The sequence below is a fragment of the Shewanella sp. ZOR0012 genome (assembly GCF_000798835.1).
In the GTDB taxonomy this organism is placed as follows: domain Bacteria; phylum Pseudomonadota; class Gammaproteobacteria; order Enterobacterales; family Shewanellaceae; genus Shewanella; species Shewanella xiamenensis.
The window spans coordinates 19,264-45,433 of sequence record NZ_JTLE01000094.1; the positions used below are offsets into that span (position 1 = coordinate 19,264).

Below are 26,170 nucleotides of genomic sequence, written 5' to 3' on the forward strand. Positions count from 1 at the left end.
ACGCTCGCGCCACACAGTGATTTCTTGCCACCATTGATTGAGCGTCTCGCTATCGTTGCTCTCCTTCGATTCATCAAGCAGGGCTAACATGCTGTCTAATACAATATCGGCCGAGCCAACGATCGGGATATCCACTCGTACGGTTTTTGAAATCGATGAGGGGTCGATATCAATATGTAAGATGGTGGCGTTAGGGCAGTATTTTTCGATGTTGTTGGTGGTTCTGTCATCGAAACGCACGCCAATCCCGAAGATAAGATCACAGTTATGCATGGTCATGTTAGCTTCATAGCGACCGTGCATCCCCAACATCCCTAAACTGTTTTTATGGGTGCCAGGGAAGGCGCCAAGGCCCATCAAGGTGCTGACAACGGGGATATTTAACTTTTCTGCTAGGGTTAAGATCTGCTTTTCACTGCTAGAAATAATCGCACCGCCACCCACATAGAGCACGGGTTTTTTCGCTGCTAATAATGCCTGTAATCCTCGACGAATTTGACCTTTATGGCCCGATGTCGTTGGATTATAGGAGCGCATTTTTATGCTCTCGGGGTAAATATAGTCGTGCAGTAATGCCGGATTGAGGCAATCCTTGGGCAAGTCTACCACGACGGGGCCAGGACGACCCGTGGAGGCAATATAAAAGGCTTTTTTAATGATCTCAGGAATTTGAGTGGGATCTTGGACTAAAAAGCTGTGTTTGACGACTGGGCGTGAAATCCCAATCATGTCGCATTCTTGGAACGCATCGTTACCGATTAGATTGCTCGGCACTTGGCCAGATAACACCACTAATGGAATCGAATCCATATAGGCGGTGGCGATGCCAGTAATGGCATTGGTGGCACCTGGGCCTGAGGTCACGAGTACTACGCCTACTTTTCCCGTAGCTCGGGCATAACCATCGGCCATATGCACGGCGGCCTGTTCGTGGCGAACCAGAATATGTTCAATACCGGGGATAAGGTGCAGGGCGTCGTAGATATCTAGCACTGAGCCGCCAGGATAACCAAATATGTGCTTTACCCCTTCATCAATAAGGGAACGCACAATCATGCTGGCGCCGGATAACTTCTCCATGTGAAACTCCTATTGCATAGTACCGTTACGGTAAACAGTATCTTGTTACAGCGACGGTAATCGCTCTAAAAATAAGCCTGAAGGGTAATTCAGACTCCGTTTGCTGAACTTGAAATCATCGATTTCAAGTGTTCATCCCTTTGGATGCAGCAGCTGTTGCAATGAACAGAATTTCATCATATTCAAAAAAGAACACATTTCAAGGGTTTTCTGTAAAAAATAACCAACTTTAGACAATTTCATGTTTAGGCACGATAAATTCTCATGAAACGGGGGTTTTTGTTTGTGAAAATTTTATTTAATCACTTTAATTAGAATGGGTTAGGTAATTTACAATGAAAAACGGCACCAAGGTACTATATAACCTAAGTGCCGTTTGTTTAGGGACCGCTTAATTTGTTACAAATCAACAATAAAAGCGATGAAAACTATGATTGCTTCGCTTACGCGGCATAAAGGCGCAGATTATTGCTTTGGTTTGGCTTGATGAGTCGGTCGGTTAAATTGACAGAATCCCACCAATAATACCGCCGTCAACATTAATGCCGAGAAGGGCACTGCGGTGCCATTGTAAAACAGCGCGAGTAATGGTCCTGCAAGGGCACCAAAGCCAAATCTTAAGGTGCCAATTACCGCCGTTGCAGTGCCGGTTTCCTGCTTAAATTTCATTAACACAATGGCATCAGCATTAACTGACATAATGCCAAGAGAACCCATCAGTGGAATAAGCATTAATACCGTAAAGTGGTAACTGAGACCCAATAAATTCACTCCCAGTAAACCTGCAGTTGCGAGCGCTCCTAAGAAAGTCGACACGTGCAACATCCTTAACGAGCCATAGCGACCAACAATTCGAGTATTGATGATATTTGCCAGCATCAGAGCGCCCACATTGGTACTAAAGAGTAGGGCAAATAAGGATTTATCTAATGAAAAAACCTCCATATAGACAAAGGGCGATGCCGTTAAATAACAGAAAAAGGCAAAAGAGGTGAGCACACCGCTGGCAATATTCATTTTGACGCCTGGGCGTGAAAACACAGTGGCATAGGCGCCCAAAAAAGATTTTTGGCTGCGGCTACTTTGATCTTTATCGCTGGGCATTCTCAGCAGTGTAATGACCAACAACAGCAACAACATGGCATAGGCCGATTGGATAAAGAAGATCAAATGCCATTCGCCAAGTTCGAGGATAAGACTACCAATACTGGGGGCTAATAATGGCGCTAACATCATGATTAAACTGACATAAGACATACCTTTAGCCGTGTTTTCACCATAGACTTCTTTGATATAGCCAGGGACAACCACAGTGGCCGCTGCGCCGATAAAAGCTTGTAAAAAGCGCAGGCCCAAAAACACTTCAATCTGCTCGGCTAAGCCTAACAACAGGCTAGCTAACATAAAACCTGATAGCCCCATAATCACCATGGGACGACGGCCAATACGGTCAGCAAGCGGCCCAAAGCACAGCATGCCGAGGGCGTAGCCGCCTAAGTAAACACTCAAGGATTGTTGCACTAAGGTGATATCGGTATGAAAGCTATGGGCGAGAGTTGCCATAGCGGGCAAATACATGTCAATCGCGAGCGGCGTGATCGCGACAATGGCGGCAAGCATTGGGATAAGCAAGGCCAAATGGGGAATATTACGCTGTGTGGTTGAATTACTTGACGATTGTAGGTCCACAGTTACCTCGAGTGGCGAAAGAAGGCGATATAAAGTGTTATGTCACTCGAAAATCAAAATTGTAGGGTAACAATTTTGCTTATTGGCGACTCATTTCGCCTCGATTGACATAGCATATCGTGCCATGAGCATTGGAGGAGTATAGGGGAGAAATGAGTGACCAGCGTAGACCCAACCAACAGTTGAACTGAGTGATTGGTCTTGTCATCGAGTATAAGGATATTAAGCCATAACATAGTAAAACGCTCAGGCGAATAAGCCAATCTCGATGACGATATCTTTACACTTAAATTGTAACCAAAATCGATTTACTGCCTTTTTATTGCATTGATGCACCAATGTACGCCTGAGCGTCATTCCTTCGACTGGGATTGTCACGTCACCGTCATCTATATGTCATCTAACCGTCTTGAATGCGGATTAGTTTATTGGGCTTTAGTTTAACCCTACGACTTATAACAACACATTCAGGAATGAAGCAATGAACACAAAACGACTGCCGCTGGCTGGTGCGATACTGGCAAGTTTACTCCTTAGTGCCTGTAATGGTGATGACGGTACCAATGGTGAGCAGGGGGATAACGGCTTAAATTCATTAGTTAAAGTAACCCCACTCTCTATTGGTGATGCAAACTGTCCCGCCGGTGGTCAACGTATCGATACCGGGCTTGATGCGAATCGTAATGGTAAGTTGGAAGAGACTGAAATCGATGCGGCGCAAACGCAATTTATTTGCCAACCCCAAGCAGTTGGAGTCAAGGCGGAGCTTATTGGCCGTCATCAAACGGGCGTTTATGGCCTGAGCGCTGCTGAGATTGTTGAATACCATAGTGCTTCTCAGCGTATTTTTGTGGTCAATGCGAGAAGCGGTAAAGTCGACATTATCGATGCCAACTTACTTGGCAATGCTGCTGAGGCAACTGTGCCATTAGCCTTGAATAATCTTGATAAGCTCGGCGAGCTGGATGTCGCCAAAGATGTGGGCTTGAGTTTTATGGGCAGCGTTAACAGTGTCAGTATTTATGGTAACTTGTTAGCGGCGGCCATTGAGCGCGGCGATGCAGCGGGCAATAAGACTCAAGCCAATGGCTATGTGGCTTTCTACCAACTCAATGGCAATGAGACACCGCAGTATCTCAGCGCGGTTGAAGTCGGTGCATTACCAGATAACGTAGTCTTTAGTCATGATGGCAAAACGGTACTCGTTGCGAATGAAGGTGAACCAAATCAAGACTATAGTATCGATCCTGAGGGTAGTGTAGCCATTATCGCCATTGCGGATGGTAAACCCGCAGCAACGGCGACGCTAGTGACATTCACCGAGTTTAATCAGGGCAATGCTCGCTATAATGAAATCACCAAGGACATTAAAATCAATGGCCCAATGGCCACTGTCGCGCAAGATTTGGAGCCTGAGTATATCAGTGTCAGCCCCGATAACAGCCGAGCCTTTGTGAGCTTGCAGGAGAACAATGCCATCGCGGTGATTGATATCGCCAATGCCAAAGTAGCGAAGATTTTACCCTTAGGACTGAAGGATTATGGTTTTGATGTGAATAAAATTGATGCTAGCGACAAGGACGATATGGTCAACCTTCAGGCCTATGCGGGCGTGTATGGCATGTATCAACCCGATACCGTTGCGAGTTACCGTTGGAATAATGCTGATTTTATTGTTACCGCAAACGAAGGGGATTCCCGTGATTATGCTGGGTTTTCGGAGGAAGCCCGTGCCGGTGACTTCACTTTAGATCCTAATCATCCACAATTTGCTGCCGCAAAAGATAAGACCCAATTAGCCCGTTTGAAAGTGACTAAGAGTATGGGTGATGACGATAACGACGGCGATTATGACAAAATTGTGATCTTCGGCGCGCGTTCTTTCTCAATCTGGACCGCCGAAGGTCAACAGGTGTTTGACAGTGGCAGCGATTTTGAGCGGATCACCGCAGCCTTGTTAGGCAATAACTTCAACAATAACAATGAAGAAAACAAAGGCGATAGCCGCAGTGATGATAAAGGACCCGAGCCAGAAGCCTTAGTTCTAGGCAAAATTGGCCAAAAACTGTATGCCTTTATCGGGCTTGAACGTACCTCTGGTTTTATGATGTACGACGTGACAAATCCTTTTGACGTGCATTTTGTGGATTATGTAGTAAACCGTGATTTTGACGCGAGTTTCAGCATTAATACAGATACGGGTGAAGTGAAAGGTGATGCCAGTTTAGCGGGAGATTTAGGGCCAGAAGGCATGAAGTTTGTGAGTGCCGAGAAGAGTCCTAATGGTCAGCCTCTGTTGATCATTGGTAATGAAGTCAGTGGCACAACCAGCGTGTACCAAATCAAGGTGCAATAGCCATAGCTTGTGTTCAAGGTGCGATAACTTTAGATCTCAACATCTTAAATGCTTGTAAGTAAGCTTAAAACGCCAGAGCATCACTCTGGCGTTTCTTTTTGCTTCTTTCTCGCGATAAAAATGCAAGGTTAAACGACTGAATAGGCGTTTTGCTTGAGTGCGTTAAAGGTGGATTCGATGCATTCGAGCGCAAGCTGGAATTGAGTATCGTTTTCGGCGCCACCTAAACTTAAACGGATAAAGTTGTCATGGCAGTTAAAGTCATCCCCATTGCGGATCAGTACACCTTTTGCTGCTAAGGCGGTGACCAGATGATGGGCTTTAATGTCTTCGGGTAACTGGATCCAGCCATTTAAACCCCGCCAGCGCTGAGTTAACCCCAGCTTGTCGCCCAATGCTATGCATTGCTGCTGACGCGCGCGAATAATCGCATCGCGATTGGCCGTGATGTGCCCGCGTTTGATTAGCTGACAGGCGAGCTCCACATTGAGCGGCGAAACCATCCAGCATTGGCTATGAATGGCGAGGCGCAATGGTGCGATAAGCGGCTCGGGTACTAGGATAAAACCTTGCCTTAAGCCCCCTGAAAACAGCTTAGAAAGGCTTGAAATGTAAATGACCCTCGGCACATTCAGCGTCTGTGCTAACTGCCACAGTGGAGGGTGCCATTCCTCGGGGAGAGAATAATTCACATCATCTTCAATGATATAAAACTGGTACTGCTCCGCGAGTGCCAACAGTTTTTCTCTCTGTTGCTCACTGTATTGAATGCAGGTGGGGTTTTGATTGTTGAGGGTTAAGTACACCAATTTAGGTTGATGGATTTGTACTAAGGCCTCGAATCTTGCCAGATCGACCCCGTCAGAGGTTAACGGCACGCCAATGCTATTGATACCCAATTGTTTCGCGCAAATACGCACACCGGGATAGCTGTACTGCTCGTGCAGTAGCACCTCGCCCTTGGTGAGGAAGGCATTAAGGCAGGCAAAAATGGCCTGTTGCCCACCATGGGTAAAGATCAGTTGCTCGGGTTGCTGTTCAATACCGCGTTGTAAAAGCCAGTGGTGAAATATCTGTTGATGTTGATCTAAGGGGCTGGCGCGATAGCCAAGGAGTTGACTCAGTTTCGCTGGATCCTTAGCCAGTTGGCTTAGGCAATCACTCAGCGTACTTATTTGATCCGTCAGCGGTTGCTGACAAGTCGCCATATTGAGCTGCAAATGACTGAGCTCTGGCACGGGAGAGGCGTTGACATAGGTACCATCACCAATACGCGCTTCCACATAGCCACGCTGCTCTGCAAGGGCATAGGCTCGTGTGACTGTGCCTATGGTCACTCCAAGTGCATCGGCTAAACGCCGCTGTGGCGGGAGTTTTGTGCCATGGGGTAGGGCTTTTAGCAAAATGCCTTGTTCGATCGCACTGACGAGACGTTGATATTTAGGACCTGTAAATGCTTCTAGATCGGGCGTCCAAATTGTACCCATGACAATAAATCCATTGATCTCCGCTAATCTCCCTATATTATTTATTGTATCTTTTATTGTCAAGTATTGTATGCATACAATTTAGGTGTTTATGGATATTCAACTTTTAAATGATCCACAACTCTGGACATTAATGGCCTCAGCAGCACTCTTTTGTGCAACCATGACCATGACTCCGGGGCCTAATAATATTTTACTCGCCAGCTCCGGCGCTCATTTCGGGGTGATGCGTACCATTCCACATATTGCAGGGATCCGCTTAGGTTCGACCTCTTTGCATCTGTCGGTGTTACTGGGTCTTGGCGCTTTATTCGAGGCGTTTCCCGTGTTGCATCAAGTGCTAAAGTACGCAGCGTTATTGTATTTGTTGCACCTTGCCTATCGATTAGCCACCTCTCCTGTTAAGGCGGCACATTTGGATGACGGGCGTCAGCCGATGAGTGTGATGGAGGCGGCGCTGTTTCAGTGGATTAATCCTAAATCTTGGATGTCGACCATTACCCTTTGTAGTGCGTTTACGTTAGGGGGCGATGGTTTTTGGCTCAGTGCATTACTAGGCGTGTTAGTGTTTAATCTGGTGGGATTTCCCGCGTCCTTCACTTGGGTGTTTGTTGGTCCAGCAATCAGTAAAAAGCTGAATACGGATAAACGTCGACGCCATTTTAACTGGTTTATGGGCAGCTTATTGCTGGTTTCATTGCCGATGATCCTGCGGTAAGTAGAGCTAATTAGGCTAAAAGCTTAAATATTCTGGGATACTGACTCGCTTAATGATTGGCTTTATGTCATAACCAACATAGTATTGATGGCTTTTTTAGATAACGGTTTTATATACCTAAATAAACTGAAGAAGTTGGTGCCATGGGTATTGCACCGATATAAGGTGAGTTATCTAACCATAACAAGTTAGCAATTGACTTGGGAGTATATGGAGGTTAGCGCGTGAAGTTTCCCAGTTTAGTATCATTTATGCCTGGTTTGGCGCAGATGCTGCAGTACGAGAAGCAATGGCTCAGGGATGATGTTCGAGCCGGATTATCCGTGGCGGCGGTCGCTTTACCTGTAGCCATTGCCTATGCACAACTTACAGGGGTTAATGCCGCTGTTGGTTTATACTCCTGTGTGTTGCCAATGTTAGTGTATGCATTGTTTGGTACTTCTAGACAATTAATCGTTGGTCCCGATGCCGCGACTTGCGCCGTGATTGCCGCCGTTGTGACGCCACTTGCTGCTGGCGACAGCATGAAGCACTGGCAACTCGTGATGACCATGACGGCTATGACCGGTTTTTGGTGTTTAATCGCCAGCCGTTTTCGCCTTGGCGTCTTGGCGGACTTTCTCTCAAAACCGATTTTAATGGGGTTACTTAATGGTGTGGCGATCACTATTATCGTCGGTCAATTCTCAAAAATTTTTGGTTTCACCTTCGATGAGCGTTATTTGATTGAGCGCTTATCCGGTGCGCCTTCCTATCTCACCAAAACACACTGGCCCACCTTATTGATGGGACTGGTGACCTTAGCCACCTATGCCTTAATAAAACGTTATCGTCCACAATGGCCTGCTTCAATGTGTGCAATGGCAATGGCTGCATTTTTGGTGTGGGCCTTTAACTTAACCAGCTTCGACATCAATGTGGTGGGCGAGGTGAGTGCAGGCTTGCCTTCGTTTCAAGCGCCGGTTTTTAATATTGGTATTGCCCGTGAACTAGTTGTGCCTGCGCTTAACTTAGCCATGGTGAGCTTTGTGAGTATGATGCTTACTGCACGCAGTTTTGCGGCTAAAAATGGCTATGATATCGATGCGGACAAGGAGTTTCGCGCCCTCGGTATTGCCAATATTGCTTCAGCTTTATCACAAGGTTTTGCGGTCAGCGGTGCTGATTCGCGTACAGCTGTCAATGATGCTAACGGCGGTAAAAGTCAGCTTGTTTCAATCATCGCGGCGTTATTGATTGCGATCGTCGCGTTGTTTTTTACTGCACCATTGAAATATATCCCTAGTTCAGCTCTTGGTGTGGTCTTAGTGATTGCCTCTATTTCGTTGATTGATTTAAAGGCGCTATGGAATCTGCGCGTCAGAGACCGCTCAGCCTTCTTGCTTGCTTGCACCACATTGTTTTCAGTATTGTTTATTGGCGTTATCCCTGGGATTACCTTGGCGGTGTTACTCGGTTTATTCCAGTTTTTAGCGACTGTGATGCGGCCAACGGATCAAGTGTTAGGGCTTGATCATAAAGGGGTTATCCGCAGTGTAGATGATTCGGGCAAGGCTAAGTCTGTGCCTGGGGTGTTTATCTACCGCTTTAATTCACCCTTAACCTACTTCAATGCCACTTACTTTAAACGTCGGTTACTGGAGAAGTTTATCCGTGAGCCTGAACCCGTCGATTGCATCATTATTGATGCCGTGCCGTGTTTTACCCACTTGGATTTAAGTGTGATGGCCATGCTTGCAGATCTCCATCAATTATTGAAGAAGCGTGGGATACGTTTAGTCTTGGCGGGGCGTAAAAGGCAGATGCTTGGCTGGTTTGAACAGGCGGGGATCCCGTCAGGCGAAGGCGGCATTTTAATTCGGCCAGATTTATATCTTGCGCTGAAAATGAACCAAAGTTACAAGCAAGCACTAGCTGAAGGCCAAGCACCTGTTATCAAAAAAGCGCCTGAGGATGATGTGCTACTTCATAGTCATTTATAGGATGCTATTTTAACGAAAAAGCGCGGACATTACCGCGCTTTTTGGTTTATTGTTCAAGTGCATAGAGTTATGCACTTTATACTTGATGCCTCAAAAGTATGATGGTTGTGGCGTAAAGAGCCGCTCGTCATTTGAGTATCATAACTACGCGTCATTCCTCGTTTCGCGAGCTTGCGCAACATCTAACGCTTAAACATCAACCCATTCTAGTCATTTTGCAGTTTATCTAAAGGGATTAAACCATGATAGGCATAGTAGCCTATGGGGCCTAAAAATAAGCTTAGCAGGCACCATAAACATTTTTTGTTAGTGCTGAGATTAACTTGGCTCTTAAATACTCGAGCTGCGAATAAGCAATGCAGTAGGGCTAAACCGATGAGCATCGCTATGATTATAATATCCGTATTATCCAAGTACTTTATCCCTGTAATTCATCGTGATGATTTAGCATAAAATGTTAAAAAGGATTTACTCACTTTACCTAAGTGAGAGCTACTTTACGTGAACATTTTACCGATTGCTATGGGGTATATAAAAATAAACGTTAATTCTTATTTACTTATAGACGTTCCTAACAAGTAATTTGGGGTATTACCAGTCTGCCAGATCACATATTTAGTCATGGCATGTTGAAATATGTCAGTGCTTGTTAGCTCAGTTAACCATGCCATAAGCCGTGGGAAATCACCGTTCAAATCCCGTTTGGCATCCACCGCAGTAAATTGGCGGATAAAAGGCACAATGGCAAAATCAGCAACGCTTAACGCAGGGCTGATAAGATAAGGATGTTGCTGAAGCTGTGCTTCGAGCCGTACCAGAAAAGTGCTGGCCTTGGCGAAATAATCCGCCTGCGAGTATTCAGGATACCGATCTGCATATTTGTACTTATCCAGCCAAGGTTTAAATTCAACATCATTTTGCACAATAAGCTCATTAATCAGGCTTTGCGCTGAGGTGGTTTGTCCGAGTAACTGCTGTGCGGCTGGCGAGTCAGCCTTATGCAGTCCCCAGAGCATAATATCCAAGCTCTCAGCAATCACTTCTCCAGTAGGGAGCTGCAATACGGGCACTGTGCCCTTGGGGGAGATGGCTAACATCTCTGCGGGTTTCGCTTTAAGGGTGATTTCTCTCACTTCCACTTGGCATTGGCCGAACAATAGCCCAAGTCTAGCGCGCATAGCATAAGGACAGCGGCGAAAACTGTAGAGTATGGGTAAGGGCATAGTCTTATTCCTTAATGCAATGATAAAAACGATTTAGTCACGACTGTGGGTTAAAAGTTGGCAATAGTAGTGACTTTAAAACAGAAATACTGCGTTTATTACTGATTATTCCACCGTTTGCCTGTAAATAAGCAATGACCTTGGTTTTTGTCTGTGTTTATCCGACTGTGACTCAGGTAGAATTTCGCCCTATTTTTGCGACCTAGCTTAGGCTTGGGTGATTATTAGTTAATGCACTGGAAATTAAGTTCCAGCCAGCAGTTGAGGGTGTTATGTCTAACGTTGTTGTTTGTGCTTTATATAAGTTTGTTTCATTACCGCATTTTGAGTCGCTGCGTGAGCCACTCCTGTCCATGATGGAACAGGCCGAGATTAAAGGTACATTGTTGCTGGCAAGTGAGGGGATTAATGGCACTGTGGCCGGCACTCAAGCGGCTATCGACGCACTGCTGGCTTGGCTGAATAACCAAAATGGCCTTGAAAACATCGTTTACAAGTTATCCTTTGACGACGAAATGCCTTTCTACCGCACTAAGGTGAAGCTCAAAAAAGAAATCGTCACCATGGGCGTCGAGGGTATCGATCCGCTTAAAGTGGTGGGCACTTACGTTAAGCCACAGGACTGGAACGCGCTGATTTCCGATCCTGAAGTCATCCTAGTGGATACCCGTAACGACTATGAGGTGCAAATCGGCACCTTTAAAAATGCCATTAACCCCGTGACCGAAACCTTCAGAGAATTCCCTGAGTATGTTAAGCAGAATCTCGATCCTGCCAAGCATAAAAAAGTGGCGATGTTCTGTACTGGCGGTATTCGCTGCGAAAAATCAACCGCTTATTTAAAAGAGCAAGGCTTTGAAGAAGTGTATCACCTCGAAGGTGGCATCCTTAAATACCTTGAAGAAGTCAAACAGGAAGAAAGCCTGTGGGAAGGCGAATGTTTTGTCTTCGATAATCGTGTAGCGGTCGACCATGATTTAAAGAAAGGGCAATACGATCAATGCAATGCTTGTCGTATGCCAATCACTGAAGCGGAAAAATTATCCCCAGCTTATGTGCAAGGTGTGAGTTGCCCACATTGTATTGATAAGATTTCTGAGGAGCAGCGAAAGCGTTTTGTTGAACGTGAACGCCAAGTGAATTTAGCTAAATCCCGTAATGAGGCTCATATCGGTAGTGATGTGAATCATGTGATTGAAGCCCGTCGACAAAAGAAAGAAGCACTGCGCAAACAAGCTGCAGAGAAAAATAAAACCAAGCAAGCTAACACTTAACGCATGCACAGCTAAGGTGATGCTGTTCAATTATGGACAGCCTCACTTTTTTTATCGGACGATTATGCAGCAGAAATGGCAAGCTAAAGGCTGTCAAAAGGAAGGGCAGGCAAGCTCTGGCCCTTACTTTCTGTCATGATAGCCGCTTGTCACCTGAGTTAAATGGCGACATGTCACTCCTTGTTTCGTAAGCACGAGTTTGCTAGAACGATCAAAATTTAATTCTGAATGTCTTAAAGAATGTCCTATATGGCAAAATCGATTGGTCGCGCTAATGATAAAAATGACCACTGGTTATCTTTAATGAACATCCGCCCCATTGACGGGGCGGTAAAGCATTTACCAATGGACTTTGCCAATATTTAAGAGTGTTCAACCTAATATTAAACGTTATGACGTTTGCCAGAGCGTTTCAGTTTTTCAGCTTCTAGCTTCGCGGCTTTCTCGGCGGCCTTTTCAGCCAGAATGCGTTCCACTTCGGCTTTTTCGATTTCAGCCATCGCAGGCGTTTCAAGGGATAACAGGCCAATTCGACCTGAGCGGTAATCGTGTAATACGACTTCCGAGGCTTTATGCAAATCGATGCGACCACCGGGACGCAGGGCGCCACGTTTACGGCCGATTTCTTCGAGTAACGCCATATCATCCTTAGGTAACTCGCTGATGTTATAACGCTCGCAAATTTCCTTCGGGTAGGCCTTTAAGAAATAACCTGCTGCAAACAGCGCCACATCTTCGTATTCCATGGCGGTATCTTTAATGGCACCCGTGACGGCAAGGCGATAGCTACTAGCTTCGTTATCAACCTTAGGCCATAAAATCCCTGGCGTGTCCGAGAGCACAATACCGTTGCGCAGGTTAATGCGCTGCTGGGTTTTGGTGACGGCGGGTTCGTTACCGGTTTTGGCGATAACGCGACCGGCTAAGGTATTGATAATGGTGGACTTGCCCACGTTTGGGATCCCCATGATCATAGTACGAATGTCTTTTTCGGTCTTATCGCGACTCGGCACTAACTTACGGCAAAGATCCGGCAGCATTTTCAACATACCCGGTTGCAGTGTGGTAATCGCAGTGGCTTTTACCCCTTGTTCACGCTCCAGGTATTCAATCCATTGGGCGGTGATCTCAGGATCGGCTAAGTCGGATTTATTCAGTAGTTTAATACAAGGTTTGTCGCCGCGAAGCTTTGACACCATGGGGTTTTCACTACTGTAGGGAATACGGGCGTCCAGCACCTCAATTACTAGATCGACCTGAGGCATAGCCTCTTCGATCTCTTTGCGTGCCTTGTGCATGTGCCCCGGATACCATTGAATTGCCATGATAGTGCCTTGTTCTAAATGACCTAAAGACGCTTATTCTACCTTGAAGGCGACGAATGTCATAAAAAAAGCGCCTGAAGGCGCTTAATTGCTTAATCTTGATGCGAATTTGAGCATGTATTGCTTAAAGTACGCCTAGCTCGCGTAATCTTTCCATTAGGTAGCTGTCGGCGGTATAACGCTCAGACAGCACTACCGAAGGTTTAGGATGTAAGAATAAGGGCAGTGAAATACGCGACTTAGTCTTATCCGTGCCTTCTGGGTTAATTACGCGGTGTGAGGTTGATGGGAAGTAACCACCCGAGGCTTCCTGCAACATATCACCAATGTTGATGATAATATTGCCAAAATCACTTGGCACATCTAACCAAGAGCCGTCTTTGGCTTTGACTTGCAACCCTGGCTCGTTGGCCGCGGGCAGCACAGTGATAAGGTTAATATCTTCGTGGGCCGCTGCGCGAATAGCGCCCATTTCTTCATCGCCTGTCATCGGTGGGTAATGCAGAATGCGCAGCAGGGTTTTGTGGCTGTCGGCAATCATTTCTGGCAGCGGAATCGAGAACTTAGCTTTAACCTCGTCTGGCGAGTAGGTTTCAATCCACTCTAACAGTTCAGCGGCCAGCGCATTGGCTTTTTCATAGTAAGCTAGAATATTGGCACGCAGTGAATCAGGAATACGACCCCAAGGGTACACGTGGTAATACTCTTTTATGTCTTTAACCGTGTGGCCTTTTGCGGTTTCTGAAATCGACGCGGGAAAGAAGCCATCGTGGGTTTCACGATTGAACATAAACTCGTTCTTAGCGTCAGAATTGAAAAAGGCTTGCCACTCAGTGTAAATGTTTTCGACCAGTTCCTTATCGATAGGGTGGTTAGAGAGTACACCAAAGCCCGTTTCACGTAGGGATTCCACAAAGTGTTTGGCGCTATCGGCTGCGCGATAATCAATGGTTTCTAATTTCATATTGTTTCTACTTGTTATATATGGTTGTTAACCAAACACTTTCTAAGGATGACGGTAAGGAGTCATTGCCACTTATCTCATTATCGGTATGGTGCGCTCAGCCCTAGTGCAAAAGCGGTCCAAATAGAAAGGATTTGGGTAGAGAATTGACCCGCAGCAAGTGTAGCTTTGCACTGTGCGCGGTGCAAACACTCAAGACAATGGACTGAGATTACTGCTGAATTTTCCTCCAGTTATTTAAGCATTGACTCAATCAACAGGATTTTATCGACTAAAGCGGCTACTATGCCAAAAAGCCAATTCAGGCCGAGGCGCAATAAACCTGAGGAACAAACGGTCTTATGCAGGCGAATACCTTAAGAGCTAAAGGAGACTTTTATGAACAAACTGACTGATTTTGAACGCTATGTCATAGAAGAAAAGGGCACAGAACGTCCCTTTAGCGGGGAGTATTATCAGCATGACGCTAAAGGCGTGTATTTGTGCAAAAAATGCCATGCGCCTTTGTATCGCTCAGAAGATAAGTTTAATGCCCACTGTGGGTGGCCAGCCTTCGATGATGAAATTCCAGGCGCAGTGAGTCGCCATGTCGACGCCGATGGTCGCCGTACCGAAATTGTCTGTAGTCAGTGTGGCGGTCATTTAGGCCATGTGTTTGAAGGGGAATATTTAACGCCGAAGAATATTCGTCATTGCGTTAATTCTGTCTCCATGGTGTTTCAAGCGGCCGATGAGGTGACAACATCGACTCATAAAACGGCCTTTGCCACCTTTGGTGCGGGCTGTTTTTGGTGTGTTGAAGCGATTTTTAAGAGCCTGAAGGGCGTGCTGAATGTCAGCTCTGGTTACTCAGGTGGGGATGCTAGCGATGCCGATTATAAGTCGGTGTGTTCGGGATTAACTGGGCATGCCGAAGTGGTGCACATCGAGTTTGACCCCGCACAAATCAGCTTTACAACGCTGCTACAGGTGTTATTTGAGAGTCACGATCCTACCACGCTCAACCGCCAAGGTAATGATAAAGGGCCGCAGTATCGCTCCGTCGTCTTTGCCCATGATGCGGCGCAGATTGAAGAGACCAATGCCATGATTGCAAAATTAACCGAGGCACAGGTATTTGATGCGCCGATCGTCACCCAAGTGGTGGCTTTTGAGTCTTTTTATCCCGCTGAGGATTATCACAATGATTATTTCGCTCTGCATGGCGAGCAGCCCTATTGCCAGATTGTGGTGCGACCAAAGGTTGAAAAGATCAGAGCTCTCTTTGCCGAGCTACAAGCATAGGCTTAATGTGCGAGCAAATTGACGGATAAAAAACGCCACCGATAGGGTGGCGTTTTCGTTGATGGCTTGGCTGATAGACTGAAGACTCAGCGCATTAGCGGGATTGCGCTAACCACTCGGCATATTGTTTCGCGTAATAGCTGACGATTAAATCGGCGCCAGCCCGCTTTAACCCGATAAAGGTTTCGGTGACGACGGCGCGCTCATCGAGGGCGCCCGCCAGTGCAGCAAATTTAATACCGGCATATTCGCCGCCAACCTGATAAGCCGCTAAGGGAAGGTGGGTTTGCTGCCTTAGGCGACTTAACACATCCAAATACGGTGTGCCGGGCTTTACCATCAAAATATCCGCGCCTTCCTCTTCATCGAGCAGTGCTTCGAGCAAGGCTTGGCGACCATTGGCGTAGTCGAGCTGGTAGCCTTTACGGTTTCCGCTAAGTTCACAATCCACCGCGGCCCTAAAAGGCCCATAGAAGGAAGAGGCGAACTTGGCAGCATGGGCCAAAATGGCAATGTGCTCAAAGCCTGCCTGATCCAGTCCTTGGCGGATAGCTTTAATTTGGCCGTCCATCATGGCCGATGGCGCCAGCATATCGGCTCCCGCTTTGGCGGCGGTAATGGATTGTTTGACTAAGTTAGCCACGGTTTGATCGTTACAGACTTCGTCATGGTGCAATACGCCGCAGTGTCCGTGGTCGGTATATTCACAAAAACAAATATCAGGGATCACCATCATCTCTGGCGCGGCGGTTTTGATGGTGCGGATCATCCGTGCGAGTAAGCCATTGTCATCCCAAGTGTCGCTGCCCTGTGCATCTTTGGTGTGGGAAATACCAAAGGGCATCACATAACGGATCCCTAGGGCGTAAAGCCTATGAATTTCATCGGCAAGCGCACTCTCGGGCAGACGGCTGATCCCCGGCAAGGTTGAAATGGGTACGGCTTGGTTGATGTGTTCTTCGATGAAGAATGGATGAACCAAGTCGCTTAGGGAAATCTGGGTTTCACGCACGAGATCACGCATGGCCTCGGTGCGGCGTAGGCGTCTTAAACGGCGAAGGGGTTTAAGGGGATTTTCTCTGGTACTGCTCATTGAATTTCCTTATTTACAGAGTGCAAAGCATCACGCGAAGCTTCGCGTAAGTGGGAGAGAGTTAAAACGATGCTTAGGTTGTACTTGTTGGTGCTTTAGTGAACTTGATTAAGTGAGACAAAAGCTTCAGCACTGTTTGCTCAGACCTAAAATAGGGCAAAAGTTTCCCTGTATTTGGACCAAGGCCGAAGAGGTTGTTGAGTTAGTGATGGCGATCACAAACCCAGCGCTAAGCCAATCGAGTCATTCACCGCTGTTTTTAAGCCTTTGCTTTCGATTATTTGATGTTATCATTTGCGCCAATTTACACTTGGTATAGTGCAGGGCTTTAATAAGTCGCTATTCTTCTGCCCAACTATACCCACAGCGCGGTTTTTATATGACAACACCCCAAGACTCTGTTTGTATTCTCGCCCTCGACACTTGTACCGAAGCTTGTTCAGCAGCCCTATATTATCAAGGACAGGTTTTTGCTGAGTTAGCCGATGCGCCTCGGGAGCATAGTCAGCGTTTATTGCCTATGGTGGAAGCAGTATTAAAACAAGCCAATGTCGGCTTAGATAAACTGGATGCCATTGCCTACGGCCGTGGGCCAGGCAGTTTTACGGGGATCCGTATTTGTACCAGCATGACCCAAGGTTTAGCCCTAGGGTTAGACTTGCCCGTTATCGGCATTTCAACCTTAGCGGCCATGGCGCAAATGGCGATTGCTGAGCACGCTGCCGAGCAAGTGCTCTGCTGTATTGATGCGCGCATGGGAGAAGTGTACTGGGGCCAATTTGTGGCCGTCGATGGCATTGCTACATTAGTCGGTAAAGAGGTAGTGAGCGCGCCTGAGCAGGTTGAGCTGGCATTCGATCTTAATAAAACCATTGTGGGTTGCGGCACTGGGTTTGATGCTTATCCCGAGTTATTAGCTCTAGGCAGCGGCATTACCTCCTTAGCGGCGGTGAAGTATCCCGATGCCCGAGCCATGTTAGTGCTGGCCGAAGCGGGTATCAAAGCGGGATTAACCACCAGTGTCGATGTACTCGAGCCTGTATATCTTCGTGATACTGTGACATGGAAAAAGTTACCGGGACGTGAATAAACTGTTCATTATTCCCCATTATACGTTAGAATCTAAACTGTCTGCATTGGTTCACGATGTAGACATCAAATCTTAGTTAGGCGTTTGTCACAACAGCCTAATAATACTAACTAGGACTACTAGGACTACTAGGATATTAACTGGGCATTTCGATGCAGGTAAATTCGCTTCAAACGAGTTTGACACAAGCGGTTGCGAGTAATCGCCCCGCGATCATACAGGGAATGTCGCCCACGGAAGCGCCGCGCCCTGTGATTGAGCTCGATGCGGTTTCTGCCTTAGCCTTTGACGATACCGATGAAGGATCATCACAAAACCTACAATCCAGACTCGGTGCCCAACTCGAATACGAGCAAAGTACCCGAGGACATCAAGGGGCTATCGCCCAATACCTACAAACGCAACATGCCGCCAAACGTGAAGAGATTCAGCAGATGGTGGGTGTGGATATTTATGCCTGATAGTGCGTCCGTGTCTTCTGAATCTCGTTTTACACCTCGTTTAACTGGTGGCCTTCCGAGCCGTGGTTTGTTTATCATCGAGCTGATGCTGGCCCTCATTTTGACGCGCATTCCTTACCTGAGTGTGCCTTTTAAGTGGTTAGAGAGCTATTTCCACGAGTTGTCCCATGGGATAGCGACAGTGCTCAGTGGCGGCATAGTGAGTCATATTCAACTCTTTCCCAATGGTGCGGGTTTTTGCTTTAGCCAAGGTGGCTCGCCACTGGTGATTGGATTTGCAGGTTATTTTGGCGCAGCCTGTTGGGGATACCTTATTTATCTGCTGGCGACTTGGCCTAAGGGCATTCGTCTAAGCTTTGCATTTTTAGGCGGTTTAGTGGTGCTAAGTGGCCTGCTGTGGGGGCGAGATTTGCTCACCTTAGCCATTTTAGCGGTACTGACGATAGTGTTGTTACTGCCGTTAAAACTCAGCAAAAATAAAATCCTCACGCAATTTTTACGCATTATTGCTTTGATGATCATGCTCAATGCGCTGGCAAGCCCAACGGTATTGCTCGGACTCGAAGGGCAAGGCGATGCGGTGCTGCTGGCTGATCGTTCATGGATACCAGCGTGGATTTGGGTCGCCATTTGGCTGTTTTGCAGTATCTGCGCCTTGTATATGGCTTGGCGGCGGGTGGATTCCGCCACCTCTCGTTAATACATCGCGCATTAATGCTCCCATGACATCACAAATATTTACAGCCTAAATGGTCAACTTGTGCGGCTAATTCTTGGATTTTTTTATATAGACTGCTAGCTTAAGTCTTCGGTATCCAAGGAGAATTATTATGAAAAAAGTCACACTCATCGCCAGTATGCTGATTGCTGGTCTCTGTTCAGGTATGGCCAATGCAGATGAAGCATTAGATAAAGCCATTAAAAGTGATTTTCGCCAAGCCAAAAACGCTAGCCGCGATATTTATCGTCACCCCGCAGAAACCCTTACATTTTTTGGTATAACCCCAACACAAACCGTGATTGAACTTTGGCCAGGTAATGGCTGGTACACTGAAATCCTTGCCCCTTATCTTGCGCCTAAGGGACAATATATTGCCGCCAGTTTCGAAACTACCCCCAGCACGGACACCCCTGGTAATCGCTATCGCGCCAATGCGGGCGTGAAATTCGATACTTGGATGACGGCCAATAAAGCCTTATTTGGTAATGCGAAAATGGTGGTTCTCGACCCTCCAGCCAAAATGAATTTAGGTGCCGATGGCAGTGCTGACTTGGTATTAACTTTCCGTAACTTACATAATTGGGCTTCAAGCGACCAGCTCGAAAACGTGTTTGCCGCTTCTTACAAAGTGCTTAAAGATGGCGGTGTATTTGGCGTCGTCGAACATAGAGCCAATAAAGGCATGAATATGAGCACGGGCTATATGGATCAAGACGAGATGATCGCGCTGGCCAAAAAGGTCGGTTTTACCTTAGCCGAAAGCTCCGAAATCAACGCCAATCCGAAAGACACTAAGGACTATGCCAAGGGAGTATGGACGTTGCCACCTTCGTTTGCATTAGGTGATACAGATAAAGAAAAATACCAAGCAATTGGTGAGAGTGATCGCATGACGCTCAAATTTGTCAAAAAATCCCGCTAATCACCTGACATTAGAGGCAATATGTGGCAATCTTTCGCCCCCAAAAATCAAGTCGAGTTTGTGTTACCCCATATCAAGCTGAGTGGTCGATTATGGGGAGCGAAAGATAAGCCATTATTGCTCGCGTTGCATGGCTGGTTAGACAATGCCAACAGTTTTGAGCCTCTCGCTGAGTATTTGTCAGATTACCAAATTCTTGCCATAGATTGGCCCGGTCATGGTTTTTCGGCGCATAGGCCGGGACATTACCCATTACACTGGATTGACTATTTATACGATCTCGATGCGTTACTGGCGATTTTGCCACAAAAGCCACTGGCTGTTATTGGGCATTCATTAGGGGGGATTATCGCCTCTGCGTATACGGCAGCATTTCCAGAAAAGGTTAATAAGCTGATTTTAATTGAGGCCTTAAGTCCCTTATATGAGTCAGCAACCCAAGCCAAATCGCGGCTGAGGAAAAGCTTTTACCAACATGAGAAATTTTTAGCGCAAAAACATAAAAGGATGAGAGTCTACGATAGTCTGGAAACGGCAGTTAAGGCTAGAGTGCATTTAACCGGATTGGCCGAACCGTGGTGTCGACTATTACTTGACCGCAATATGCAAGCCACTTCTGATGGAGTTGTTTGGCGAAGTGATCCAAGATTAAGGCTCGACTCGCCAATGCGACTGACCTTTGAGCAGGTTGATGCTTTAATGCAAAATATTTCGGTGGTTACCTTACTCATCTGCGGCAAACAAGGTTTTAGCCAATTACATACGGCGCTACCTAAAGCAAGGAAATGGTTCAGCAATTTGTCTGAACATATGCTTGAGGGGGACCATCATGTGCATATGGATAATGCGCAAGCGGTTAGTCAGTTAATCCAACGTTTTGTCGAATAATTGCTTTTACTAACATAAAAAAGACACTAGGTTTTTTGTTTCTTTTATGTGATGATGATCAAAATTAAAACGCCCGTATGATTTATCCGGGTAAATCAATAACAATAAAATGTAAGTCGGTATTTTAACTCGGTATTTGTCGAGTATTGGCGGTAGTAAGGGTACCGTATCCGCAGTTGTGGGGATTTAGGAGAAAGTAGTGGATCAGCCTTGGATTAAACATTTACCAAAAGATGTGCCTGCTGAGATTAATGTGGATCAGTATTCATCGCTTATCGATATGTTCGAGACCGCGGTGGCTAAGTATGCGGATCAACCTGCATTTATCAACATGGGGGCCACGCTAACTTACCGTAAACTTGAAGAAAGTAGCCGTGCTTTTGCTGCTTATTTACAAAATGAATTGAAGCTACAAAAGGGCGACCGTGTCGCACTGATGATGCCCAATCTGTTGCAATATCCTATTGCGTTGTTTGGGGTATTACGTGCTGGTATGGTGGTGGTTAACGTTAACCCACTTTATACCCCGCGAGAGCTCAAACATCAGTTGATTGACTCGGGCGCCAAAGCCATTGTTGTGGTGTCTAACTTCGCCCGCACCTTAGAAGAAGTGGTCGATCAAACGCCCGTGAAAAGTGTCATTATCACTAGTTTAGGTGATCAACTAAGTGCGCCAAAACGCACCTTAGTTAACTTTGTTGTTAAATATATTAAAAAGCTGGTGCCGAAATACGATCTACCCCATGCCCTTTCGATGCGCGAAACCTTGTCAAGAGGTCGTAGAATGCAGTATGTCAAACCCGTAATCACTGGGGGTGACCTTGCCTTTTTGCAATATACTGGTGGTACGACTGGGGTTTCAAAGGGCGCCATGTTAACCCACAGTAATGTGGTGGCAAACGTGTTGCAGGCTAACGGTGCTTATTCTCCGGCACTGCGGGATGGTACTGAATTTGTTGTAACTGCATTACCGCTTTACCATATTTTTGCATTAACAGTGAATTGCTTACTGTTTTTACATAAGGGCAGTCAGAATCTGTTAATCACTAACCCTCGGGATATTCCAGGGTTTGTGGCTGAACTCAAGAAATATCCTTTTACCGCCCTGACAGGTGTTAACACCCTGTTTAATGCCTTAGTGAATAGTAGTGATTTTGCTGAGCTGGATTTTTCTCGCCTCAAATTATCCATTGGTGGCGGTATGGCCGTGCAAAAAGCCGTGGCCGATAAATGGCAGAGCATCACTAAAACCCGTTTACTTGAAGGTTATGGGTTAACTGAAGCCTCGCCCCTGTTAACGTGCTGTCCCTATAACTTAGACGGTTATAACGGTTCTATCGGTTTTCCTGCGCCATCTACACTCATTCAAGTGCGTGATGATGCGGGTAATGTGTTGCCCCAAGGCGAGACAGGTGAGCTATTTGGCAAAGGCCCACAGATCATGAAAGGCTATTGGCAGCGTCCAGAAGAGACCGCCAAAGTGATTGATAAAGACGGCTGGCTCGCCACGGGCGATATTGGTTATATGGATGAACAGGGTTTCTTCTATATTGTTGATCGTAAGAAAGACATGATTTTAGTTTCTGGCTTTAACGTCTTCCCCAATGAAGTGGAAGAGGTTGTTGCTTTACATCCTAAGGTGATAGAAGTTGCGGCAGTAGGGGTTCCTAATGATGCGAGTGGCGAGTTAGTGAAGGTGTTTGTGGTGGCGAAAGATAAATCTTTAACCGCTGAAGACATCATTAAGCATTGCCGAGTGCATTTAACGGGATATAAAGTGCCGAAGCTGGTAGAATTTAGGGAAGAGTTACCTAAAACCAATGTGGGTAAGATCTTGCGACGAGAACTGAGAGACGAAGTCAAGCGCGCGTAAGATTGAAGCCGGCAATAAGCCGGCTTTTGTTTTTATGGATGTGATTATCCCACAGGAACTGGAGAAGAATTTGTCAGTGTTTCACTATGTGAGCGACGAAGCGAGCCTCAATGCCCTCGTCGCTCAATATCAACAGAGCGCAGTACTGGTATTAGATACCGAGTTTGTGCGCACACGTACCTATTACGCTAAGCTTGGCCTCATTCAAGCCTATGATGGTAAAACTTTAGCCTTAATTGACCCGGTTGCGCTGCCAGATCTCAGTGCATTCTGGTCTTTGCTTGATAATCCCAACATCATCAAGCTAGTGCATTCCTGTAGCGAGGACTTAGAAGTCTTCGCCCACTATGGTCAGCGTCAACCTACGCCTTTGTTCGATAGCCAAATCGCAGCCTCTTTATGTGGCATGGGCCATGGCCTAGGTTATGCCAAGTTAGTGGAAACCTGTTTAGGTGAAGTGATTGATAAGGGTGAGTCGCGCACCGACTGGATGCGCCGTCCCTTGACTGAGGCGCAGCTTAGCTACGCCGCCAACGATGTGTTGTATCTGTATCAACTCTATCCGCAACTCGCCGAAAAGCTTAAGGCGCAAGACCGTTTAGGCTGGCTGTATGAAGAAGGCGAGCGAATGACAGAAGGGCGCTTAGCTCCTCCCGATGTCGAGACTGCATACCTTAAAGTAAAAAACGCATTTCAATTAACCGAGCCTCAATTGGCTTACCTTAAAGTGCTGGCTAAATGGCGTTTAGAAAAAGCTTTGGCACGGGATTTAGCCTTAGGCTTTGTGATTAAAGATCATGGCTTGATTGCGCTAGCGAAAAAACAGCCTAAAAGCATAAGTGATTTGTTTAAATTGAACGATTTAACTGAGCAGGAAAAACGCATCCACGGTAAAGATATTTTACGGGTAATGCAGACTGCTGACTTAAACAATCCGCCGGAGCTAGTTGATGTTTTAGCGCTTAAACCGGGTTATAAATCCGCCTTTAAGACCATTAAAACCTGTTTAACCGAACTGTGCGAACAACATGCTATTCCGGTGGAAATGCTGGGCTCTAAACGTCATATTCATGAGTATTTACAATGGCGTTGGGATAAACAGCAGGGCGAATTGCCGACGGTGTTAAATGGCTGGCGCGCAGACATTGCGGCTGAATCGTTGGCAAAGCTTGAAGTTTAAGTTTTACAGATTAGGCGCCAATATTTTGCTTTTAACATTTCGGTTTTGACCTAAGATTTGATGCCTAAATTTGCATTTAAGGTGTTAGGCCTTGATTTTACCCCAGCTAAAGCATGGGGGTAGGAGAAAGGCGCAGCAGAAAGCGTCATCCCCATTTGAGGATGACGCCAATGCTCGACTTATCTGTCTGGCAACGTCACGTTAAGTTCGAGTACCGACAAGTTATCGTCATTCTGATCTAATTGCACTGAAACTTGATCATCCGAAATCTGCACATACTTGCGGATCACGGCGATGATTTCTTGCTTCATCTGCGGGAAATAGTCAGGTGTATCGCGTTGTCCACGCTGATGGGCCACAATAATTTGTAGTCGCTCTTTTGCCATTACCGCGGTGCTAGGCTTTTTCTTGCTTTTGAAATAGTCGAGTAAAGACATAATTAGCTACCAAATATCCGTTGTAAGAAACCTTTTTTCTCTTCCGTAATAAAGCGTACTGGGACATCTTCACCCAATAAACGCGCGACAGTGTCACTATAAGCGGCGCCTGCATCACTTTCTTGATCGATAATCACAGGTACTCCGGAGTTTGATGCCTTGAGTACGGATTGTGATTCAGGGATAACACCAAGCAAATCAATGGCAAGGATTTCTTTTACATCGTCAACACTTAACATTTCGCCCGATTTTACCCGACTTGGAGAATAACGAGTCAACAGTAAGTACTCTTTTATCGGCTCTAAACTGAGTTCTGCGCGGCGTGACTTACTTTGCAGCATTCCTAGAATACGGTCAGAGTCGCGAACCGAGCTTACTTCAGGGTTGGTCGTCACAATGGCGATATCGGCAAAATACAATGCCATCATCGCGCCTTGCTCAATACCTGCAGGGGAATCACAGATAATAAATTCAAATTCTTTGGCTAAATCGTCAAGCACACGGCCCACGCCTTCTTTTGTTAGGGCGTCTTTATCACGAGTTTGCGAGGCTGGCAGTACAAACAGTTTTTCACAGCGTTTATCTTTAATAAGTGCCTGATTTAAATTCGCTTCACCGTTGATAACATTAACAAAGTCATAGACGACGCGGCGCTCGCAGCCCATGATTAGATCCAAGTTACGCAAGCCTATATCGAAATCGATAACAACAGTTTTATGCCCTTGTAGTGCAAGTCCAGTTGCAATCGCCGCACTGGATGTGGTTTTACCAACACCACCTTTACCTGAAGTGACAACAATAATTTGTGCCATGTTTCTCTCTATCCTTTTTTGTGCCATTTAGAGGGGCAATGATTCAACGATAAGCGACTCGCCATTTAAGCGAATGCAGCCGCCTTTATCTGAGCTATGTTGTTGTAGATTTTCAGCGAGCCAATATTGCCCTGCTATTGAAACTAATTCTGCCTCGAGGGAATGAGCAATGATTACCGCGCTGCTGTCGCCAGCTGCGCCCGCCATGGCCTTTCCTCGTAACGCACCATAAATATGAATGCTACCATCGGCGATGACTTCAGCGCCATTACCTACCGCACCAAATATGATTAAATCGCCATTTTTTGCATAGACCTGCTGACCTGAGCGGATATTTTGCTTCAAAATCTTAGTTTGACGCGGTGCTGGTGGGGGGGCGACGCTTTGTTTACCCGCTTTGACTATGGCAAGTCCGAGTGTTTTAGCTTGGTTGCTCAGGACGTTAGTTGCACCAGTAATTCCTACAATAACTAACTGGCGGGAAAGTAATAACTCTTTTAAGCCCTGTAAATTGAAATCGTTATCTTGAATGGCGCTGAGATTGACGACTAAAGGGGCACCCAGAAAAAATTGGGGAGCTTGTGCCAATTTGCTATCTAATTCAGCCATGACAGCATTTAAATCGCTGTTATTAATATGAAGCACTGAAAGAGTAAAAGAAGCGCCTTTTAACTCTAAGCTAGGTTTTGACATCCCGGCACTATTCTCCAGAAATCATCAGTCGGATCGCTGATTTGCAATTAAATTACTAGGCGACCATGTTATAGTGTGCCCCATTGACTGGCAAGTTTGAACTATTGGATATTTATACTCTTATGCTATGTGCGGTTTATAAAAGTAGTCGAAAGGCTGACACTTACTTATTTGTAAACAAAAGGGACTGTTTCGACGACGTCCCTCAGGCGTTGTTAGATATGTTTGGTGTGCCTCAGTTAGTGATGGTATTCCCGATTGCTAAGCGTGAATCACTCGGTATCGCCGATATTCATAAGGTCAGAGCAGCACTCAAGGAAAAGGGGTTTTATTTACAAATTCCGCCACCGCAGGTTAATTTATTGGTCGAGCACAGAGAAAGCCTTGGGATTCAAGACTAGTCTGTAACTGTGCACAGGGTAAATGCCAAAGACAGTCTTTAAATCTGTTGCAGCATATACAAAGCTCTTCTTGCCCTTAATTCGTAAGGGCAAATCTCCTTCTTTAATACTCGCCTCTTAAATTTAAGCAACCGCAAACATTAGGGCGTGTTGACGTTTCGAGATTAGATTTTGTTCGTTCTGGCAAGCTCGTGCTCGCGAAACGAGGAATGATGTG

General features: G+C 46.2%; 23 protein-coding genes. 13 read left to right on the forward strand and 10 right to left on the reverse strand.

Annotation, left to right across the window (positions count from 1 at the left end; translation table 11 throughout):
• The coding region (gene ilvB / locus L976_RS01905; protein WP_156143223.1) for a biosynthetic-type acetolactate synthase large subunit at positions 1–1,080 on the reverse strand (1,080 nt) is incomplete at its 3' end.
• 465 nt (positions 1,081–1,545) lie between these two features.
• Positions 1,546–2,769: a multidrug effflux MFS transporter gene (locus L976_RS01910; RefSeq protein ID WP_047533657.1), complete on the reverse strand. Its 1,224-nt coding sequence runs from the start codon at positions 2,767–2,769 to the stop codon at positions 1,546–1,548.
• A gap of 481 nt (positions 2,770–3,250) precedes the next feature.
• Here L976_RS01910 and L976_RS01915 point away from each other — a divergent pair, with 481 nt between their 5' ends.
• Positions 3,251–5,125 carry a choice-of-anchor I family protein gene (locus L976_RS01915; protein ID WP_047533660.1) on the forward strand — a complete coding sequence of 625 codons (1,875 nt, stop codon included), beginning with the start codon at positions 3,251–3,253 and terminating at the stop codon, positions 5,123–5,125.
• Positions 5,126–5,253: 128 nt separating this feature from the next.
• On the opposite strand, the gene L976_RS01920 is transcribed toward L976_RS01915, so the two are convergent.
• Complete coding sequence (locus L976_RS01920) at positions 5,254–6,612, reverse strand: aminotransferase-like domain-containing protein (RefSeq protein WP_047533662.1); 1,359 nt, start codon at positions 6,610–6,612, stop codon at positions 5,254–5,256.
• Positions 6,613–6,703: 91 nt separating this feature from the next.
• On the opposite strand from L976_RS01920, the gene L976_RS01925 reads away from it, so the two are divergent.
• Together L976_RS01925 and L976_RS01930 are read left to right on the forward strand one after the other, a co-directional pair.
• Positions 6,704–7,330 carry a LysE family translocator gene (locus L976_RS01925; RefSeq protein WP_047533664.1) on the forward strand — a complete coding sequence of 209 codons (627 nt, stop codon included), beginning with the start codon at positions 6,704–6,706 and terminating at the stop codon, positions 7,328–7,330.
• A gap of 224 nt (positions 7,331–7,554) precedes the next feature.
• Positions 7,555–9,312, forward strand: coding sequence for a SulP family inorganic anion transporter (locus tag L976_RS01930; RefSeq protein ID WP_037418330.1), 1,758 nt, complete (start codon positions 7,555–7,557; stop codon positions 9,310–9,312).
• Positions 9,313–9,863: 551 nt separating this feature from the next.
• On the opposite strand, the gene L976_RS01940 is transcribed toward L976_RS01930, so the two are convergent.
• Complete coding sequence (locus L976_RS01940; RefSeq protein ID WP_047533668.1) at positions 9,864–10,535, reverse strand: glutathione S-transferase; 672 nt, start codon at positions 10,533–10,535, stop codon at positions 9,864–9,866.
• A 272-nt stretch (positions 10,536–10,807) separates the two neighbouring features.
• On the opposite strand from L976_RS01940, the gene trhO reads away from it, so the two are divergent.
• On the forward strand, positions 10,808–11,809 hold the full coding sequence (trhO, locus tag L976_RS01945; RefSeq protein WP_037418375.1) for an oxygen-dependent tRNA uridine(34) hydroxylase TrhO: 1,002 nt from the start codon (positions 10,808–10,810) through the stop codon (positions 11,807–11,809).
• Positions 11,810–12,192: 383 nt separating this feature from the next.
• Here trhO and ylqF read toward each other — a convergent pair whose 3' ends face one another.
• Positions 12,193–13,134, reverse strand: coding sequence for a ribosome biogenesis GTPase YlqF (gene ylqF, locus L976_RS01950; protein WP_047533671.1), 942 nt, complete (start codon positions 13,132–13,134; stop codon positions 12,193–12,195).
• Positions 13,135–13,258: 124 nt separating this feature from the next.
• Complete coding sequence (locus L976_RS01955; protein ID WP_037419200.1) at positions 13,259–14,098, reverse strand: isopenicillin N synthase family dioxygenase; 840 nt, start codon at positions 14,096–14,098, stop codon at positions 13,259–13,261.
• A gap of 378 nt (positions 14,099–14,476) precedes the next feature.
• Here L976_RS01955 and L976_RS01960 point away from each other — a divergent pair, with 378 nt between their 5' ends.
• On the forward strand, positions 14,477–15,382 hold the full coding sequence (locus L976_RS01960) for a bifunctional methionine sulfoxide reductase B/A protein (protein ID WP_047533675.1): 906 nt from the start codon (positions 14,477–14,479) through the stop codon (positions 15,380–15,382).
• Between the two features lie 94 nt (positions 15,383–15,476).
• Here the strand turns inward: L976_RS01960 and hemB are convergent, their stop codons facing one another.
• Entirely contained in the window at positions 15,477–16,475 is a 999-nt protein-coding gene (hemB, locus tag L976_RS01965; protein WP_047533677.1) for a porphobilinogen synthase, read from the reverse strand.
• Positions 16,476–16,854: 379 nt separating this feature from the next.
• Between hemB and tsaB the strand changes: the two genes are divergently transcribed.
• The 7 genes from tsaB to rnd all read left to right on the forward strand — a co-directional run bounded on the left by tsaB (position 16,855) and on the right by rnd (position 23,610).
• Positions 16,855–17,565 carry a tRNA (adenosine(37)-N6)-threonylcarbamoyltransferase complex dimerization subunit type 1 TsaB gene (gene tsaB / locus L976_RS01970; protein ID WP_047533679.1) on the forward strand — a complete coding sequence of 237 codons (711 nt, stop codon included), beginning with the start codon at positions 16,855–16,857 and terminating at the stop codon, positions 17,563–17,565.
• A 152-nt stretch (positions 17,566–17,717) separates the two neighbouring features.
• Positions 17,718–18,026, forward strand: a complete 309-nt coding sequence (locus L976_RS01975; RefSeq protein WP_047533683.1) for a hypothetical protein — start codon at positions 17,718–17,720, stop codon at positions 18,024–18,026.
• Complete coding sequence (locus L976_RS01980) at positions 18,019–18,726, forward strand: M50 family metallopeptidase (protein WP_047533686.1); 708 nt, start codon at positions 18,019–18,021, stop codon at positions 18,724–18,726. The genes L976_RS01975 and L976_RS01980 overlap by 8 nt, the downstream gene beginning before the upstream one ends.
• Before the next feature lie 130 nt (positions 18,727–18,856).
• The gene (locus tag L976_RS01985) at positions 18,857–19,669 is read left to right on the forward strand and encodes a class I SAM-dependent methyltransferase (RefSeq protein WP_037430429.1); all 813 of its coding nucleotides are present in this window, start codon (positions 18,857–18,859) and stop codon (positions 19,667–19,669) included.
• Between the two features lie 21 nt (positions 19,670–19,690).
• Complete coding sequence (locus L976_RS01990) at positions 19,691–20,557, forward strand: alpha/beta hydrolase (protein WP_047533688.1); 867 nt, start codon at positions 19,691–19,693, stop codon at positions 20,555–20,557.
• Positions 20,558–20,756: 199 nt separating this feature from the next.
• The gene (gene fadD / locus L976_RS01995; protein WP_037419175.1) at positions 20,757–22,430 is read left to right on the forward strand and encodes a long-chain-fatty-acid--CoA ligase FadD; all 1,674 of its coding nucleotides are present in this window, start codon (positions 20,757–20,759) and stop codon (positions 22,428–22,430) included.
• A 70-nt stretch (positions 22,431–22,500) separates the two neighbouring features.
• Positions 22,501–23,610, forward strand: coding sequence for a ribonuclease D (gene rnd, locus L976_RS02000; RefSeq protein WP_047540067.1), 1,110 nt, complete (start codon positions 22,501–22,503; stop codon positions 23,608–23,610).
• Between the two features lie 179 nt (positions 23,611–23,789).
• On the opposite strand, the gene minE is transcribed toward rnd, so the two are convergent.
• From minE to minC, 3 genes are read right to left on the reverse strand one after another with little or no spacing between them, the layout of a single operon-like run.
• Positions 23,790–24,047 (reverse strand): cell division topological specificity factor MinE, encoded by a 258-nt coding sequence (gene minE, locus L976_RS02005; protein ID WP_007648439.1) that lies wholly within the window; start codon positions 24,045–24,047, stop codon positions 23,790–23,792.
• Between the two features lie 2 nt (positions 24,048–24,049).
• Positions 24,050–24,859, reverse strand: a complete 810-nt coding sequence (minD, locus tag L976_RS02010; RefSeq protein ID WP_037419172.1) for a septum site-determining protein MinD — start codon at positions 24,857–24,859, stop codon at positions 24,050–24,052.
• Positions 24,860–24,886: 27 nt separating this feature from the next.
• Complete coding sequence (gene minC, locus L976_RS02015) at positions 24,887–25,552, reverse strand: septum site-determining protein MinC (RefSeq protein WP_037419169.1); 666 nt, start codon at positions 25,550–25,552, stop codon at positions 24,887–24,889.
• Between the two features lie 122 nt (positions 25,553–25,674).
• Here minC and L976_RS02020 point away from each other — a divergent pair, with 122 nt between their 5' ends.
• Positions 25,675–25,953, forward strand: a complete 279-nt coding sequence (locus tag L976_RS02020; RefSeq protein WP_047540069.1) for a YcgL domain-containing protein — start codon at positions 25,675–25,677, stop codon at positions 25,951–25,953.
• Positions 25,954–26,170: the final 217 nt, after the last annotated feature.

Coding starts and splice junctions, on each gene's coding strand:
- tsaB (WP_047533679.1), top strand. CDS start 16,855: ATGACAACACCCCAAGACTCTGTTTGTATTCTCGCCCTCGACACTTGT.
- L976_RS01980 (WP_047533686.1), top strand. CDS start 18,019: ATGCCTGATAGTGCGTCCGTGTCTTCTGAATCTCGTTTTACACCTCGT.
- L976_RS01985 (WP_037430429.1), top strand. CDS start 18,857: ATGAAAAAAGTCACACTCATCGCCAGTATGCTGATTGCTGGTCTCTGT.
- minC (WP_037419169.1), bottom strand. CDS start 25,552: ATGTCAAAACCTAGCTTAGAGTTAAAAGGCGCTTCTTTTACTCTTTCA.
- L976_RS01990 (WP_047533688.1), top strand. CDS start 19,691: ATGTGGCAATCTTTCGCCCCCAAAAATCAAGTCGAGTTTGTGTTACCC.
- L976_RS01975 (WP_047533683.1), top strand. CDS start 17,718: ATGCAGGTAAATTCGCTTCAAACGAGTTTGACACAAGCGGTTGCGAGT.
- minE (WP_007648439.1), bottom strand. CDS start 24,047: ATGTCTTTACTCGACTATTTCAAAAGCAAGAAAAAGCCTAGCACCGCG.
- L976_RS01925 (WP_047533664.1), top strand. CDS start 6,704: ATGGATATTCAACTTTTAAATGATCCACAACTCTGGACATTAATGGCC.
- hemB (WP_047533677.1), bottom strand. CDS start 16,475: ATGAGCAGTACCAGAGAAAATCCCCTTAAACCCCTTCGCCGTTTAAGA.
- L976_RS01940 (WP_047533668.1), bottom strand. CDS start 10,535: ATGCCCTTACCCATACTCTACAGTTTTCGCCGCTGTCCTTATGCTATG.
- L976_RS01955 (WP_037419200.1), bottom strand. CDS start 14,098: ATGAAATTAGAAACCATTGATTATCGCGCAGCCGATAGCGCCAAACAC.
- minD (WP_037419172.1), bottom strand. CDS start 24,859: ATGGCACAAATTATTGTTGTCACTTCAGGTAAAGGTGGTGTTGGTAAA.
- trhO (WP_037418375.1), top strand. CDS start 10,808: ATGTCTAACGTTGTTGTTTGTGCTTTATATAAGTTTGTTTCATTACCG.
- L976_RS02020 (WP_047540069.1), top strand. CDS start 25,675: ATGCTATGTGCGGTTTATAAAAGTAGTCGAAAGGCTGACACTTACTTA.
- ylqF (WP_047533671.1), bottom strand. CDS start 13,134: ATGGCAATTCAATGGTATCCGGGGCACATGCACAAGGCACGCAAAGAG.
- L976_RS01915 (WP_047533660.1), top strand. CDS start 3,251: ATGAACACAAAACGACTGCCGCTGGCTGGTGCGATACTGGCAAGTTTA.
- L976_RS01920 (WP_047533662.1), bottom strand. CDS start 6,612: ATGGGTACAATTTGGACGCCCGATCTAGAAGCATTTACAGGTCCTAAA.
- L976_RS01960 (WP_047533675.1), top strand. CDS start 14,477: ATGAACAAACTGACTGATTTTGAACGCTATGTCATAGAAGAAAAGGGC.